Source organism: Nocardiopsis synnemataformans (assembly GCF_965343085.1).
In the GTDB taxonomy this organism is placed as follows: Bacteria; Actinomycetota; Actinomycetes; order Streptosporangiales; family Streptosporangiaceae; genus Nocardiopsis; species Nocardiopsis alborubida.
The window spans coordinates 166,426-182,145 of the sequence record NZ_CBDRFA010000004.1 but is presented as its reverse complement, the minus strand read 5'-3'; the positions used below and the strand labels follow the sequence as shown (position 1 = coordinate 182,145).

General features: G+C 69.6%; 10 protein-coding genes, 1 tRNA gene and 1 pseudogene. 2 read left to right on the top strand and 10 right to left on the bottom strand.

Features of this window, described 5'->3' with window-relative positions; genetic code table 11:
* Positions 1 to 511 (top strand): annotated as a pseudogene (locus ACSIH6_RS03600) (IS3 family transposase); the annotation flags it as partial.
* A 38-nt stretch (positions 512 to 549) separates the two neighbouring features.
* Here the strand turns inward: ACSIH6_RS03600 and ACSIH6_RS03595 are convergent.
* From ACSIH6_RS03595 to ACSIH6_RS03580, 4 genes are all read right to left on the bottom strand, one after another.
* Complete coding sequence (locus ACSIH6_RS03595) at positions 550 to 1,101, bottom strand: hypothetical protein (RefSeq protein WP_435106537.1); 552 nt, start codon at positions 1,099 to 1,101, stop codon at positions 550 to 552.
* Between the two features lie 208 nt (positions 1,102 to 1,309).
* Positions 1,310 to 3,094: a hypothetical protein gene (locus ACSIH6_RS03590; RefSeq protein WP_435106535.1), complete on the bottom strand. Its 1,785-nt coding sequence runs from the start codon at positions 3,092 to 3,094 to the stop codon at positions 1,310 to 1,312.
* 444 nt (positions 3,095 to 3,538) lie between these two features.
* Positions 3,539 to 4,252: an HNH endonuclease gene (locus ACSIH6_RS03585; protein ID WP_435106533.1), complete on the bottom strand. Its 714-nt coding sequence runs from the start codon at positions 4,250 to 4,252 to the stop codon at positions 3,539 to 3,541.
* Between the two features lies 1 nt (position 4,253).
* Entirely contained in the window at positions 4,254 to 5,606 is a 1,353-nt protein-coding gene (locus tag ACSIH6_RS03580; protein WP_435106531.1) for an AAA family ATPase, read from the bottom strand.
* A 133-nt stretch (positions 5,607 to 5,739) separates the two neighbouring features.
* Here ACSIH6_RS03580 and ACSIH6_RS03575 point away from each other — a divergent pair, with 133 nt between their 5' ends.
* Complete coding sequence (locus ACSIH6_RS03575; protein ID WP_435106529.1) at positions 5,740 to 7,173, top strand: plasmid pRiA4b ORF-3 family protein; 1,434 nt, start codon at positions 5,740 to 5,742, stop codon at positions 7,171 to 7,173.
* A gap of 321 nt (positions 7,174 to 7,494) precedes the next feature.
* Here the strand turns inward: ACSIH6_RS03575 and ACSIH6_RS03570 are convergent.
* The 6 genes from ACSIH6_RS03570 to ACSIH6_RS03545 form a co-directional block, all read right to left on the bottom strand.
* Positions 7,495 to 7,570 (bottom strand) — tRNA-His (locus ACSIH6_RS03570).
* A 67-nt stretch (positions 7,571 to 7,637) separates the two neighbouring features.
* Positions 7,638 to 8,288, bottom strand: coding sequence for an oligoribonuclease (orn, locus tag ACSIH6_RS03565; RefSeq protein WP_435106527.1), 651 nt, complete (start codon positions 8,286 to 8,288; stop codon positions 7,638 to 7,640).
* Positions 8,289 to 8,373: 85 nt separating this feature from the next.
* Positions 8,374 to 10,530 carry a DUF2510 domain-containing protein gene (locus ACSIH6_RS03560; protein WP_435106525.1) on the bottom strand — a complete coding sequence of 719 codons (2,157 nt, stop codon included), beginning with the start codon at positions 10,528 to 10,530 and terminating at the stop codon, positions 8,374 to 8,376.
* Between the two features lie 99 nt (positions 10,531 to 10,629).
* Complete coding sequence (locus ACSIH6_RS03555) at positions 10,630 to 11,370, bottom strand: hypothetical protein (protein WP_435106523.1); 741 nt, start codon at positions 11,368 to 11,370, stop codon at positions 10,630 to 10,632.
* 213 nt (positions 11,371 to 11,583) lie between these two features.
* Positions 11,584 to 13,365: a substrate-binding domain-containing protein gene (locus ACSIH6_RS03550; protein WP_435106521.1), complete on the bottom strand. Its 1,782-nt coding sequence runs from the start codon at positions 13,363 to 13,365 to the stop codon at positions 11,584 to 11,586.
* A gap of 271 nt (positions 13,366 to 13,636) precedes the next feature.
* Positions 13,637 to 15,406: a substrate-binding domain-containing protein gene (locus tag ACSIH6_RS03545; protein ID WP_435106519.1), complete on the bottom strand. Its 1,770-nt coding sequence runs from the start codon at positions 15,404 to 15,406 to the stop codon at positions 13,637 to 13,639.
* Positions 15,407 to 15,720: the final 314 nt, after the last annotated feature.

Here is a 15,720-nt window from a genome sequence, read left to right as displayed (position 1 = left end):
CAGCGGACCGCCGACATCACCTACGTACCCACCGATCAGGGGTGGCTCTACCTGGCGGTGGTCATGGACCTGTTCTCCCGCCGCATCGTCGGGTGGGCGATGGCCCAGCATATGCGTGCTGAGCTGGTCTGCGACGCGCTGGCCATGGCGGTGACCGCCCGCCGCCCCGCCCCGGGCCTGGTCCACCACTCCGACAAGGGGTCGCAAGGTGGATTCAACTGGTCGCCGCTGTGAGGAGGCGGGCATCAGTCCCTCGACCGGACGGACCGGGTCGTGCTTTGACAACGCGGTCACCGAGAGCTTCTTCGCGTCGTTGGAGACCGAGCTGATCGACCGGACCCGGTTCGCCACCCGGGCCGATGCCGAGCGGGAGGTGTTCTCCTATATCGAGGGGTTCTACAACCCCTGGCGGCGGCATTCGGCGAACGGCCAGCTCAGCCCCGCCGAGTATGAACGTCGCCATATCCAGGCCCTTCAGCAAGAGCTCGCAACGCTGTCTCAGGCCGCGTAAAACCCCAGCTCACAGGTGTCAACCGAACCGAAGCAACTTCACACCTCGGCCTGCCGCTTCTCCAGTTCCGCATGCTCGGTGCGCAGCTTCTCGATGACGGCCTTGTGTTCGTCGATGAGTTCCTTCCGCTGGTCGGCCACCGTCGCCAGCGCCACCCTGTTTCTTTCGGCGGTGGTCAGGTCCCCCTCCAGGTCGCGGATCCGCTGCCGACTCTCGTCAAGGGACTTCCTCAGTCCCCCCGCATCGGCGGCGGCCCTTTGGTTCTGGCCCCGGGCGGCGTCGAGTTCGGCCTCCAACGCGCCGATCCGCCCGGACGCGGCTTCCAACCTGGCGTTCTGTTCGGTCGCGGCGGTCTCCCGTTCGCGATGCGCGCTCTGGGCTTCGTCGCGCTCGGTGCGCAGCGTCTCGGCCTGGGCATGGGCCTGGTCGCGCTGTTCCTCGGCGACCTTCAGGTCCGTTCGCAGTCGGTTCCGCTCGTCGCTGTGATGGCGGTTCCGGGACTCGGAGCGGTGACGGGCGAACAGGTAGCCGAGTGCGGCGAAGACCGCGGCCGTCGCTGTGAGGAGGGCGATAATGAGCATGGTGTTCACGGTGATTCCTCTAAGGGAAGAGCGCAGACCGGATCAACGGTCTACGAAGAGGATGGGACCACCGCGTTCCAGGAGCCGCCCGGGAAACGCGGGCAGCGGGTGAAACGCGATGGCCATCACCATAGAGAGCCCATCGGCCGGATTGCAGTTGATTCCTTGATAAGGCCGCTTATCAGAAATTTTAGACCTGTTTCTCCTTGGTTTGGAGTCAGAAGTTCTCCTGCCACTGCCCCGAGCTGTGGTTCATCAGGGGAAGCCCGTCCGTATGCGTCCCCAACATGACTGACCTGCCCTCGGCCAGCGAGAGGTCGAGCTGTTCGTACAACTGCTCGGTTCCCGTGCCTCGGCTGCCCAGCCAGCCGTTGGACATAAGGGAGATGAAGTCGGTGCCGGTCAGGTACCGGGGAATCGAGGCCTGGCGGATCCGCTTGCCCGTGCTGTGCCCGAGGTCCTCGGTGTGTTCGTGGAGGATCTCGAAGTGTTCACGAGTGAAGTACATGCCCGAGATGAGTTCGGTACCCGCTGACATGCGCGTCTGGGGAGCGCACAGCTTGATGAAGCACGGGGTGTCGACGAGGCGGATGTCCGGGTGCCGGGGCGTGGTGTCGCGGGTCTTCTCGTCCAGCTCGCGCATGCGCTTGATCTGTGTGAGGAACCGCTCGTCGATGCTGCTGTACAGGCCCTCCTCGGTCTGGCGCATCGTCTTGTACTGGAGCATGACGAAGTTGCCGCCGTGGGGGTTGTAGTAGACCAGGTCCACGCCGGTCTTGGTCTCCGCGGGCGTGCGGTCGATATTGGCCACCAGCAGGGACCTGGACCCGTACTTGTTCTCGAACCTGCGCCAGGCCACGTGATCGGTGTTGTGGAACCTCCAGCCGGGGAAGTTGGTGGCGTCGAAGTCCACCTGCCACTTCTCCTGCGGGTTGAACCGGCCCCCTTTCCGGGTACCGGCGAGTCCCGTGAGGAACGGATCGGCCTCGCTCTTCCTACGCCAGCTCAGCAGGTGCTCCCGTTCGATGTCGAAGGCCTCGAAGAGCACACCGAGCGCGTCGCGTTCCAGCGGCCGGACCGGACGGTCCTCGGTAGCGGGCTCCTCCAGCCTGATCTGCTCTTCGAGCCATGCGATGCGCCGGGCGGCCTCGGGCGACCTGTCGGTCAGCCTCGCCAGGATCTTCTGCCCGGCCACCGGGGTCAGATTCCGGTTGCGGTCGAAGGACTCCTTGACGACCTTGCCCAGATCGGAGAAGAGCTCCAGGGGGACCGGTTGCGACAGGCGGGCGTAATGGGAGATCTCGACCTTGCGTTCGAAGGTCCCGGACTTGCCCGCGGGAGCCACCGTTCCCAGCCCCAGAACGGTCCGCGCGTCCCGACCGGCCCGTTCGTCGATGAACAGGCCAAGATACGTCCCACGCTTCCATTTTTCGTGGGCTCCGCGCACGGCGTACTGGCCGCTGTCGATTCCGTCCCGGCTCAGGAAGTCGTGCATCACGTCGGTGAGCGAGAGGGCGGCGACTCTGGTCTCGGGCTCCTGTGGTTTCTCCACGGGGAGCTGCCCGTTCGCCCAGAACCCGCCGTACCGCTTGGCCGGATCTTCGTAGGCCGCAAGCTCCCGGTCCACCTTCTCCGGCGGCTCGGTGTGCGACACCCTTTTCGTGTGGAGATCCACCAGGGAGAACAGGAGGCCCGCGTGCGGAGTCCGGACTTCCTCGACCAGTTGGAGAGCCCAGTCCGCGACAACGGACACACCGGCGACCGGAGCGAGGTTCAGCCAGTACCGCTGCTCCGGTTCGTCCAGGACGGACAGGAGCAGCGACCAACCGGCATCGTCGCTCCACTCGACGGATCCGCCGCGAATGCCCTTGGGGAAGGGGGAGCGCAGACGCGCACGCGCCCAGCGGTTCGTAGTCGTGCGGCCGATCTCCAGGCTGCGCAGACTCATCGACCTGGACAAGGCCGCGTACACCCGTCCGACGTAGGGGCTGTGATCGGTCATGTGGTGACGTTTCTTGTGAGGGGGTCTCTCCGGCAGCGCCCGGTTCGGCTTCCCAGTTGTACCGTTTCCCGGCCACGATCGGGATCGCCGGGTTGCGCCCAGTCCTTTTGGAGGAGGGCGCTTACGAACGAATTTCCCTGGTCAATGTCCGTCCGCAGCCTGGTCGCCAGAGGGTGGTGCGGCGTTGACACCTCTGCCGCCCCGCTCCACCTGGGTGATGTGGTGCATACACGAGTCGAGGATCTCGGCCGCATGAACGTGCCAGCCGGTCTCCTCCTCGATCTCGCGGGTCGGGCCCCCTCGGGTTCTCGCCGATCTCGATCTTGCCGCCGGACAGCTCCCACCCGTCGCGCTCGGTCTCTCAGCCGTGACGAGTTCGCCTGGTTCCCCGAGCACCTGTGACCCGGACGGCTCCACGATCGACGCCATCGAACATAGGTAAGATCACTTGTCGTGTGCGGCGAGGAGCTCCAGCGCACGGAGGACCTCCGGGCCGCCCAGAACAGCCTGCGCTCCAGGCAATCCCCGCAACCGCAGCATCGCGTGCAGCACGTCCACGAAGGGCTGGCCGCGCAGAGCCTCCATGACGGTCTTCGCGAGGTCGGCCCGCCCGCCCTCGACCAGGTGCGAGACGTCCCGCAGCATGGAGGACGTCCGCACGAAAGCGAAGGCCCGGCCGCGTTCGAGCTCCGCCCGGTTCAACCGGAGCAGCTCGATCGTGACACGGCCTTTCTCAGTGAGGTGTATGTAGCGTCCGACCGACAGCCGCAGCTCCAGGTGGTCGTAGGGGTCCTCGGCCGTCGGATCGATCAGCAGGGGTACGCCGTGCTGGTCGAGGGGGAACGCGAAGCCTTTGGCCTGGCTGTTGCAGCGCGAGCACGCCAGCAGGTGGTTGAGCCAGTCGAACGTGCGGCCGGGCGCCCGGGTGATCGGCTCGACGTGGTCGACGTCCGTTCCGACGTTGTCCCCGCAGTACATGCACCGGTCCAATCCCGCGGCGAACCGGGACAGCTCCTCTCGCAACAGCGCCCGCAAGTCGCGAGCGCTCTTCCAACGCCGACGGGCCGTGTCGGCGCCCGCGCTCCCCAGTCGCCGGGTGCGGGCGTCGAGCTTGGAGGCGAGTTCGCCGGGCGGATCGGTGCGCCGAAGCCTGATCACCTCAGTACCGGTCCAGCCGTGCGGAGACCTCGTCCACCCGTGCCGTCAGGGAACTCGTGAGCATGCGACGCAGCTCGTCGTACTCCTCCTTCTCTTGGGGGGACGCGAGATCGCGGAGCACACGGGTCTCCAGCCCCGAGAGCCGTTCCCGCTTCTCGTCCGCCTGCTCGGAGTAGGGGGAATCGATTCCGAACAGGTCGGTGAGCAGGGCGTCGTCACCGCTTCCGAAGACGACGCGTTGGTACAGCTCGTCCGGTACGGCGTGCGGTGCGGTCTCCTCGTTCGTTCCAGGCAGCCGGATCAGCCCGCCTGGGTCGGCGCTCTGGCAGATGTAGGGGCTGTGGGACGAGACGATGAACTGAGTGCTCGGAAAGTGGCGTTTGAGCCAGCCGCCGATCGCCTTCTGCCAGCTCACGTGCAGATGAACGTCGATCTCGTCGATGAGCACGACCCCGGAAAGGATCACCACGGGAGTGCGGCCCGCACGACTCTCCGAGTATTCCAGTGCGTCATCCCCCTCGGCCGAGAAGACCTGTCGGACCAGATCGAGAACGAGGGCGGTGACCGTTCGGTATCCGTCGCTCAGCTCGGGCAGCGCGGACACGTGGGTGCCGTCGCTCACCCACAGGCCGTCGGCGTCCACCCGTTCGACGCGGAAGCCGCCGGGGAGCAGGCCGTCGTTGAGCATGTCCGTGACAAACACCAGACGCCCCTCAGCTCTGTCACGGCCCTCAAGCTGTCGTAGGTGCAGGTCCTTCAGCCATTCGATGGACTCGGACAGCGAGACGTCCTCGTTGAAGAGGCTGGCCAGGCGTGAGACAGGTCCGGGACTCATTGTCAGGCGCTGTGCCGGAGAAGCGCCCCCTTCGAGCCGGCGGAAGGGTCCGTACCCGGCGACGAACCAGCCGCTGCTGTCTTCCGCCCACGGCCCTCGGCCGGGAAGGCGGGTGTCACGGCCCTCCGTCATGTCCTCCGGGCCTGTGACGCGGGAGCCGCCGCGGGCCGACTCGCTCCGGCGCCACCGCATCACACCGGTGAAGGAACGTTCCGGTGTGCGTCCCGGGCCCGTGTAGGTGTCCCATGAGCCGGGGGCGATGGTGGTGGAGACCGTCGCGGAGTCCGCCCCCTGAGTGACCCAGTGCTCGAAGTCGGGGACGAGGCTACGCGCGTAGGACGGGCCGACCAGACCGAGGGCGATGGCGCGGAGCAGTGTCGTCTTGCCGGAACCGTTGCGGCCGGCGAGCACGGTCCAGCTGCCGTGGTCTTCAGAGGGGAGGGGAAACTCCAGATCCTCGGCGGAGGTGGGACCGTGGAACCCCCGGACACCGTCGACGCTCACACGTTCGATATGCAAGTCGGGCTCCGCTGTCGGCTGGTCGGGACGGGGCCCAGCCTAGAGGAAGGCTCCCCGTAGACGTAGACGCAGACGCGTCGGATACTGGTCGAACGCCCGGCACGGTCCATTCCCATTCGGTAACGTCGCGGGTATGTACGGACCCACCACACCGACCCTGTTCCCCCGACGCGGCGAGCCTGCCCTGTACACGGTCCGGGTCGAGCTCTCCCACACTTCACCGCCGGTGTGGCGCCTTCTGGAACTGGCCTACGATCTGTACCTGGATGAGGTACACGACATCCTGCAGACCGCGTTCGGCTGGGATAACAGCCATCTGCACAACTTCGGCAAGGGCGGTAAGCGCTTCTACGACCGGAAGACGACGTATTTCCTGTCCCCCTACGACGTGGACGAAGGCGAGCGGGGAATCGCCGAGGAGAACGTCCGGCTCGACGAGGTCCTGGAACGCAAGGGCGACCGGCTCTTCTACCTGTACGACTTCGGCGACGACTGGGAGCTGGCTCTCACCCTCCGGGACACCGCCCCGTTGACCGCCGACACACCCCGGGCGAGATGCGCGGACGGGCGGCGCGCCTCACCTGTGGACGACTCCGGAGGGCCGTACCAGTATGAGTTCTGGGAGGCCGTCAACGACCCGGAGCACCCGCACCATACCGAGGCGGTGACCGAATACCGCGCCGCGTACGGGGAGGACGACGACCCCACTCATTGGGCGCCGAAGCCGTTCGACCGGGACAAGGTGGACAAGAGGCTGCGGCGGCTGTTCCCCGAGACCGGCCCGGCCGAGAGGGAGCTGTCGTCGGCCGGGGAGGAGCGGGGAACACCCCTTCTTCCCGGTCCGGTCGCCGACCTTCTCATCGATGCCTCCTACCAGGGGCCGGAGGCGGAAGAGCTGCTGGCCGCCATGGTCGACCGCGCCGGGCTGACGGAACCGGCGCAGGTCGATGAGGCCGCCGCTCGCCGGATGACCGCGCCCTACGCCTGGTTGCTCGAACACGCGGGGGCCGAAGGGCTGCCGCTCACCCAGATGGGATACCTCAAACCCGCTGATGTGGAGGCCTCCGCCGACGTGCTCGGCCTGCGCGGCGACTGGGTCGGCAAGCTCAACCGCGAGGACCAGACCGTGCCCGTCCGCGTGTTCCGGGAGACGGCGCAGCGGATGAAGCTGCTGCGCCGCTACCGGGGAAAGCTGATGCGTACCCCGGCCGGACGGAAAGTGGACGGGGACCCGGTCGCGTTGTGGACCCAGCTGGCGGAGCGGATGCCTGCGGATGAGGACAGGACGGGATACGACCAGGGAGGATTGCTGTTGCTGCTCGCGGTGGCCGGGGGAGACGACGTCCTCGCGGCGACGGGCCGGGCCATGGCGGCGCTGGGGTGGCGGAACCACACCACGCCGGACGGGGTGCCGTCGCCGGGCGAGGTGTTCGGTCTGGTCCGTGACTCCCACACCGTGCTCACCTTCCTCGGGGCACTGACGGAGCGGGGCATGGACGCACGGCCGACCCCCCAGGGGAGGCTGTTCGCCCGCGCCGCTCTCCAGAACTGGCCGCGGGAGGGCTGAGCGCCACCCGCGCATTCCATCGGCTCTTGGACAAGACCTTCGAGAACAGACTCGTGGGAGGCGGGGAGTGCGGAATCAGTCGGGGGAGTGAAGGCGGCGCTGCGAGGGCGTGGCCTTGTGCTCTCGGAGTGTGGGATGTCAGCCTGAAGGCCTCCGGTCCGTGCACCCGGGGGCGCCCTTTGCCCGGTAGTGAGTGACGGGATGGGTGGTGCACACTCACCGGGTGAACCTTTACCCCCGTGCACCCGCTGGTGCTGACCCCCCGACAACGCGAAAGCCCCTGACCACTATGCGTTTCCGCTGGTCAGGGGCTTAAGCCTCTGGGGTGAGTGACGGGACTTGAACCCGCGACTTCTTGGACCACAACCAAGTGCTCTACCGGCTGAGCTACACCCACCACGTGCGCTGAACCTCTCGGCCCCGCGTACGTATGAAAGCTTAGCGGACTCCGGGGAGTGCTTCGATCAGTTTTCCGCCGCGTCGTCTCCGGCGGCCTCCTCGCGCGCCCGCGTGCCGGTGCCCCCGGCCACCACGTCGGCGGCGATGGCGCGGGCGGTGGTCGAGTTCGGGCCGGGCTCGGGCACGAAGGCCGCGGCACGGTAGTAGCGCAGCTCGTGGATGCTCTCGGTGATGTCGGCGAGCGCCCGGTGCCCGCCGTTCTTCTCCGGGCTCGCGTAGTACACGCGCGGGTACCAGCGGCGCAGCAGCTCCTTGATGGAGGACACGTCGACCATCCGGTAGTGCAGGAACTCGTCGATGCGTTTCATGTCACGGGCCAGGAAGGTGCGGTCGGTGGCGATCGAGTTGCCGCACAGCGGAGCCTTGCGCGGCTCGGTCACGTACTGGTGGATGTGTTCCAGGACGAGGTCCTCGGCCTCCTGGAGACTCACGCCCTTGTCCAGCTCCTCCAGCAGGCCGGAGGTGGTGTGCATGTCGCGGACGAAGTCCCCCATGCGGTCCAGTGCGGCCTGCGGCGGTCTGATCACGACGTCCACGCCCTCGTCGAGGATGTTGAGCTCGCCGTCGGTGATCAGACAGGCCACCTCGATCAGCGCGTCGCTCTCGAAGTCCAGCCCCGTCATCTCGCAGTCAATCCACACCAAACTGTCATTCATACCGGTCAGCTTAGGGGTTGCGGGGAGCCCCGGGGGATGACGAAGGGGCGGCCGGAGTGTGTCCGACCGCCCCTGGGAATCCGGGTCAGTCCCAGATCCAGGCGTCCGAGACGCCGGGCGGCTCACCGACGTTGAAGATCTCGTACATCCAGTCCCACACGCCCCAGAACTGGAGGTAGCCCAGGACCAGGACGACGAGCAGGATGAGCAGGAAGGTGAAGCAGCCGCAGCCGCAGTTCCTGCATCCCCGCTTCTTCTTGGGCTTCTGCGGGCGGTGCTGCTGGTAGGGCTGCCCCGGACCGGGGGGCTGTCCCGGACCCGGCTGACCCCACTGCGGACCTCCCGGGTGTCCGCCCATCGGCGGCTGCCCGCCGGGAGCGTTGGCCATGGGGCCGGGGGTCGGCGGGTAACCGGGCGGCGGGCCCGGCCGGTTCATCCGCTGCCCGGGCGGCGGAGCGTTCGGGGGCATGCCCTGCGGCGGACGCCCCGGAGAGTTCGGGCCGCCCATCTGCTGCTGGGGTGGGTACCCGGGCGGGCCGAAGCCGCCCTGCTGGGGTGGCGGGGGCTGGCGGTAACCGGCCTGGGGTCCCGACGGCGGGTGCTGCGGTCCCGCCTGGCGCTGGGGCGAGAACATGCCCTGCTGCGGTCCGGACGGGGCCGCGGGCGGGACGGAGTGTCCCTGCTGGGGGCCGGAGGGCGGCTGCGCGGCGGGCGGGAAGCCCGGAGGCTGGTGCGCACCGGGAGGCTGGTGCGTGGGCTGCTGGGCGCCGGGGAACGGCTGGGCGGGGGACTGCGGTCCCGAGGCCTGCTGGCCCGGGGTCTGCTGCTCGGAGGGCTGCTGTCCGGGCTGACCAGACTGGTCGGGCTGGCCGGACGGGGGCCACGGGGCTCCCGGCTGCGCGCCGAGCGCCGAACCGGCGGCGGCAGCGGCAGCGGCGCCCGGGGCCTGCGCACCCGGGGGCTGCTCCTCGGCGCGACGCCGGGCCTCCTCCTCCCGGCGCCTGGCCTCCTCCTGGAGCTCGGCCTCCCTGCGGATCCGCTCCTCCTCGCGCCGCTTGGCGGCCTCCTCCTCGAAGTGGCGGCGCTGCTCCTTGCGCTCCTCGGACAGGTCGGACCAGCCCTCCTTGAGGCTGCCCAGGAACTTGTTGAACTTGCCGCCCTTCCTGTCCCCCTCGTCCGTGCCTCCGGAGAAGGCGGGGTCGCCCGGGTCGAACACGGCGGTTCCGGAGTGCTCGCCGCCCGAGGGGTTGAACACCGCGGTACCGGCGGTCCCGCCTCCGGAGGCCCCGCTTCCGGAGAAGGCCGGGTCGCCCGGGTCGAACACGGCCGTGCCGGAGGTCCCGCCGCCCGGGAGCGCGGGGTCGCCCGGGTCGAACACCGCGGTGCGCGGGGCCTCACCCGGGGATCCCGCCGACCCAGCCGACCCGGGAGCACCAGCAGCATCGGGAACGCCGGGACCACCCGGGTCGAACACCGCGGTGCGCGGCGCCTCCCCACCCAGGTCGTCGTCGGTCAGGTTGGACGTGGGGATCTCGTCGTCGGTGAGGTCGGCGGTGGGCAGTTCGTCCTCGTCGCGCCGGGGGAGGTCGGACGGGCTGACCCGCATGGTCGCCCCGGGACCGTCCTGTCCGTCGTCCGACCCGGGGCCACCGCCGCGGCCCGGGAGGTCGGCCGGGTCGACGCGCATCGTGGCGCCCGTGCCGCCCAGGTCGGCGGTGGGCTCCTCATCATCGCCGCCCTGCGCCCAGGACGGGTTGATGCGCATGGTGCTGGGTTCGTCGTCGACGGGGGCGCCGGAGGGCGGTGAGGCGGGGGAGGAAGGAGAATCGGAAGGGGAGGAACCCTGCGCCCAGGCGGGGTTGATCCGCATCGTGCTGGGCTCGTCGTCGATCGGGGGCTGGGGGGACGGCGGGGTGGTGTCCTGCTGGGGGGATCCCTGCGCCCAGGCGGGGTTGATTCGCATGGTGCTGGGCTCGTCGTCGATCGGTGCCGCCGACTGCGACTGCGACTGGGAGGGGCCCAGCCGCACCGTTCCGGGGTCCTCCTCGCCGGAGGCGGGGGCGCCCTGTCCGGATCCGCCCAGGTGGGTGGTCGCGGCCTCCTCCTCACCCGGATCGCCACCGCCCCGGAGTTCGCTCAGGGAACGGGTATGCCGTGTCCACTCGCTGCCGTTCCACCATCTGAGCGTTTGCGCGTCGCCCTGCGGGTCCGCGTACCAACCCGGCTCGATAGATCCACCCATGGGCGACAGACTAAAGGGTTGCGGAACGGCGATGAACCAGTGGTGTCCGATTACCGGTGGTCAGAACACCTGGACCATTTTTCTCCCGCCGTCGCGTACTCACCTCATCGCGGAGGACCGCGGCTCGGCGGGAGCGATCGGACCGCTCGGCGGCGGGACGAGGCCGGTGGCCAACAACCGCGCGGTGTCCAGCCTTCCGGGGCCCTTGGCGGAGGAGCCGGGGACCTGGTCGTGTCCGAAGTGCCCGCCCCTGGCCCACGCGCGCGCCGTCAGTGCCGCACGCGTGGTCTCGGCGGCGTGCGGCGCCGTCGCGGCGTGTGCCGCCGCCTCCGCGGTCCTCGCCTCCGCGGTCCCTGTCACCGTGGTCCTCGTTTCCGTGCTCCTCGCCCCCACGGTCTCCGCCGCCGGTCCCGGAGAGTCCGCGCGCCAGACCCGCTCCACCCCCCAGGAGTCCAGCCACGTCAGGATCGGGGACAGACCGCGCATCGGGCCCTCGGTGAAGGGGACCTCCCACGAGGACACCACCGCCACCACCAGGCACACCCGTCCCTCGCGGCCGTGGTCGAGGTACAGCTCGTACTGGCGGGTGCTGCCCAGGTGCAGGCGCCCGCGGCAGGTCGCGGCCAGGGTCTGGACCACGTCGCCGGTCAGCGGGTTCCACACCAGGTGCGCCGCGCGCTCCTCGTTCACCAGCCGCTGCGCCTCCTCGCGCGCGGACCAGGACCCGGGGTCCGATCCCGTCACCGTCCACACGGCGCGCGGAGCGCCGATCCCGGGGGGTGTCCGGGTGCTCGTCCCACCGCCGAACCTCTCGGCGCCGGGCATCCACGCCTCCGTCATGGCCTTCCCCCATCCGGTCGTCGTGTTCCGGGCCCCCGGCACCGCGGGAGCACCCCCGACTCCTCTCTGAGTACGCCAACGCCACGGAGAAGTCCAGAGCCCCTCACCCGGAGGACAGGGACTTGTCACCGTCCGTCGCAGTCCCATGGGAAGGGGCCGGAGCCGCGTGGGAAAGGGGAGGCGTCCGGGCCGCGGGCCCGGACACCGGTCGGGCTACTCCGTGGTCTGCTCGGCGCCCTCGGTCTGCTCGGTGTCCTCGGAGATCCGCAGGGAGAACGCCTGGAGGAAGATCTCACCGATCTCGGTGGGGTCCTCGGTCATGTAGGCGGCGCCGCCGGTGGCCGCGGCGATCTCCTGGAGCGGCTCCAGGTTCTGCACGTCCGGTCCGAACGCGATCGTGATGACCGGGATCGGCCGCGACGGGCTCGCCAGGGACTCGATCTGGGTCATCAGCTCGTCCAGCCCCAGACCGCCGGGGTTGTCGTTGTCGCCGTCGGTCAGCATGAGGATGACGTTGGTCCGGTCCGGCTGGTACGTACGGGACATCTCCTGGTAGGCCGCCAGGTAGGTCTCGTACAGCGCCGTGTCCCCCTGAGGCAGGGGCTGGAGCGAGGCCAGCGCGCCCGCCAGGACGTCCCGGTGCGCGGTGCCGTCGTCGGCGGCCGCCTGGAGCTCGCGGATCGGCGCGATCTCCTGGTAGTGCAGGTCGTTGTTGACGTTGGTGGAGAACTCCCACAGGCCCAGCTCCGAACTGGGCGTGAACATCTCCAGGCCCTGCGTGGCGGCGGCGCTGGTCACCTGCATGCGGGTCATCCCGGTTCCGGGCACCTCGGCCAGCATCGAGCCGGAGATGTCCACGATCGCCAGCACACGGGAGTCCATCTTGAGCTGGTTCCAGGTGCGGATCAGCCCGGTGATCGAGTCCGCCGCGGGCGTGGGCAGCTCGGTGGGCGGCTCCGCGGCGAAGCCGACCTCCTCGGTGAGCACGGAGGCGTCGATCTGCCCCTCGGGGCCGCGGAAGCCCTCCGCGAGCAGCCGGGTCCGCGCGTCCTCGCCGCGCACCGCGTCGCGGAACTCCTCGGCGGCGCGGGTGATGCCGCTCTCCTCGCTGCGCACGACGTAGGGGTAGTCGAGGTAGTAGGTGCCGCCCCCCATGTAGCCGGCCTGGGCGGGGACGTCCCCGTGGGCGGCGTTGTAGCGCCACACGGCCTGCTCCGACATCACCATCATGGGCGGGGCCTCGGCGGCGCCGCCGCTGAGGGCGAGGAAGGCGGCCTCCTCGTCCGAGGACGCTCCCCGGTGCAGGGCCTGGAGGGCCGCGGTCATCTGCGCGTTGAACGTGGCGGTGTCGGGGCTGGCCTCCTCCAGCGCGTCGTGCAGGAGGTAGAGGGTGCCCAGCCCCGTGGCGTTGCGGGCGGGGTCGACCACGCGGACGGTGCGCCCGGACTCCTGGCCCGGGGCGGTGGTGGGCACGACCTCCGCCCAGCTGCTCGGGGAGTTCTCGTCGGCGAACTCGGCGAGTTCGGCCAGAACCAGCGGCGAACGGGCCACGGAGGTGCCGGTCTCGGTGATGACGGCGTCGCCCGCCTGGCTCTGGACCAGGCGCGGCCACAGGGAGGAGTCCGGGATCCACACGTCGGACTCGGTGTCGCCCATGGTGGCGCCCGCGCCGGTGATGCCGAAGGCGACGTTGGCGGAGTCGACCTGGCGCACCTGTACCTGTACGCAGCTCCCGTCCACCTGGTGCTCCTCCGCGTTGAAGTCGGAGGCGACGTCGGTCAGGGCAGGGGCGAGCTCGGGGCTGACCGCGACGTCCAGCGCGATGTCGGAGCCGCCGCAGCCGTCGGACCGGCCGAACACGTAGACGCCCACCGCGGCGAGACCGACCACGATCACCAGCGCGGCGGCCAGTGCGGCGAAGGCGCCGCCGCGGCCGCGACGGCGTCTGGATCTGCCGGAGGGTTCTTCTGCGTATCTTCCGCGGTGACGTCCCACAGCTTTCCTCACGGGTGGTGTACGGACGGGGCGTACAGGGGGGTGTTACTGGTGGGAAACGGTACTCAACAGTCCAGACCGGGTGAATGCCGACCGTGCCGCTCTCACGTTGGCGCTGTCGGGGCTCCGCCGGTGTGAACCCGGGCACAGCGCCGATCACCTCGGGGATTCCGTCCGTTTCCCCCGCGTTCTCCTTTCCGGACGAGACGGAACGAAATTCGATTCCGATACCCAATCGAGACCGCACCGGTCGGAAAAAGGGCCTTGGTCGTCAGCTGTCGCAGTTGGGCACGCAGAGACGCCGTGAGATGGAACTGAGGAAGATGTCGCCGATCTCGTCGGGGTCGTCGGTGACGAACAGCGAGCCACTGGTGGCGGCCGCGATCCGCCGCAGCTCCTCCTCCGCGACCTGCTGCTCACGCGACCCGAAGGCGATGATGAACATGCTGACCGGCCGCTCGGGATCGAAGCGGTCCTGGAGCGCCGCCACCAGGTCCGCGTGCGTGATGTCGCTGGACCCCTCGTCCTGCCCGGCGGTGAGCAGGATGACGCTGTTGATCTTGTCCTCGTCGTAGTCGTCCTGCACCCGGTCGTAGGCGGCCAGGATGTTGTCGTAGAGGCGCGAGCCGCCGCCTCGGACGGCGATCCCCTCGGCCACCCCGATGAGCTCCCGGCGGCGGGTGGCGGTGTCGCCCTCTTCCGTCTCGCCCAGGGGATGCATGTCCGCGGCCTCGTCGCGTCCGCTCGCGTTCTCGTCCGACATCAGCCACAGACCCATGTCGGTCTCGTCGGGGAACAGCGACAGGCCCGTGAGCGCCGCCTGCTGGGCGACCTCCATCCGGGTCGGGCCCCCGTCGAGGTCCTCCGCCATGTTCGCGGAGGTGTCGGCGAGCACCAGGGTGCGGCTGGGCATCGACAGCCGGTTCCAGTCGGTGACCGATGCCAGCAGGGCGTCCCCGGTCAGGTCGTCGTGGGTGGGCGGCTCCTCGGCGGTCACACCGAACCCGTCGGCGTTCGCACCGGCCTCACCGGACAGGGTGCCGCCGGGGTCGCGGAAGCCGAGATCCCGGAGTCGGGCGCGGTAGGAGTCCTGGCGCAGCACCTCGTACAGGTCGGCGGCCGCGGACCGCAGAGAGGCCGCGTCGGTGGTGGTGACGTAGGGGTAGTCGAGGCTGACGGTGCCCTCGGTCGGGTAGTGGGCCTCCAACAGCGGCGCGGACTCCGCGCGGTCGGCGTTGTAGGACACCACCGCCTGCTCGGGAACGGCGATCAGCGGGTCTACGCGCCCTCCGGCGCCTTCCCCGCCGCTCCCGCCACCGGTGTGACCGGAGGTGTAGAAGGTGTCGAGGTCGATCTCGCCGAACGCGCTGTCGAGCTGCACGTCGCGCACGAAGTCGGTCATGGCGGTGTCGGCGTCGTCACCGGTGCCCAGGTGCCGGCGGACCGCGTGCATGACGGCCATACCGTCGGCGCCCCGGTTGGGGTCGACCATCACCAGGGGGCGTTCGCGTTCGTCGGGCAGGACCAGGGGCCAACCGGCCTCGTCGGGCTCGGGCATGCCCTCGGTGCCCCGCGGCGAGGCCAGGACCACCGGTGAGCTGGCCAGCGAGGGTGGGTCGGTGTCGATGCGGTGCGTGCCGCTCCCGGAGACACGGGTCAGCTCGACCCAGGCCGAGGACTCGGGCACCCACACGTGCGGGGAGATGGTGGAGTCGCCCGCGCGGCCGCCGGACAGGGCGGTCATGATGCGGTGCGGCGCGATCTCGTCCACCTGCGCGTACACGCACTCGCCGTCGTAGCTGGGGCGCTCGTCGTTGAACTCGCCCGCGGCCTCGCGGAGTACGGGCGCGATGCTCTGGGTCGCCGACACGCGCAGGTAGCGGGTGTCGCCGCAGCCGAGCATGTCGAGTCCGACGGGTACCGCGATCGCGGCCACCGCGATGAGGGCGACGGCGATCGCGGTGGTTCCCAGCGGCGACGCGACCGCACGGCGGGTCTTCGCGGCGGTCGGTGAGTCCTGTCGGTGGCGTCCACTGGGCACGGGCACTCCGGGGGGTCAATGCAGGCACACGGGGCGGGGCGGCGCAGCGCCCCCGCGGTGATATGGCACACCCGCGGAGGGAGGTGCGAACCCCCGCGCATCCGACGGCGTCACACGGGATGGAGGACGAACAACCACACCATGAGGCGCGAACGACACTTTTCCAGGACCTTACTCGTTGGTAATGCACGAGAGGAAGCCCTTCCCGTCCCGACCAGGGTGATCGCTTTGTTACCGTGCCCGTCAAGGGCCACTCGGCGCTCCCCGCTAGGCTTAGGCCCCGCGTCCACACTCAGCCCACGCCCCCCAGTGGA

Bases quoted from the DNA above. Each gene is read 5' to 3' on its own strand.
- ACSIH6_RS03555 (WP_435106523.1), bottom strand. From the start codon at position 11,370: ATGACGGAGGCGTGGATGCCCGGCGCCGAGAGGTTCGGCGGTGGGACG.
- ACSIH6_RS03590 (WP_435106535.1), bottom strand. From the start codon at position 3,094: ATGACCGATCACAGCCCCTACGTCGGACGGGTGTACGCGGCCTTGTCC.
- ACSIH6_RS03575 (WP_435106529.1), top strand. From the start codon at position 5,740: ATGTACGGACCCACCACACCGACCCTGTTCCCCCGACGCGGCGAGCCT.
- orn (WP_435106527.1), bottom strand. From the start codon at position 8,288: ATGAATGACAGTTTGGTGTGGATTGACTGCGAGATGACGGGGCTGGAC.
- ACSIH6_RS03560 (WP_435106525.1), bottom strand. From the start codon at position 10,530: ATGGGTGGATCTATCGAGCCGGGTTGGTACGCGGACCCGCAGGGCGAC.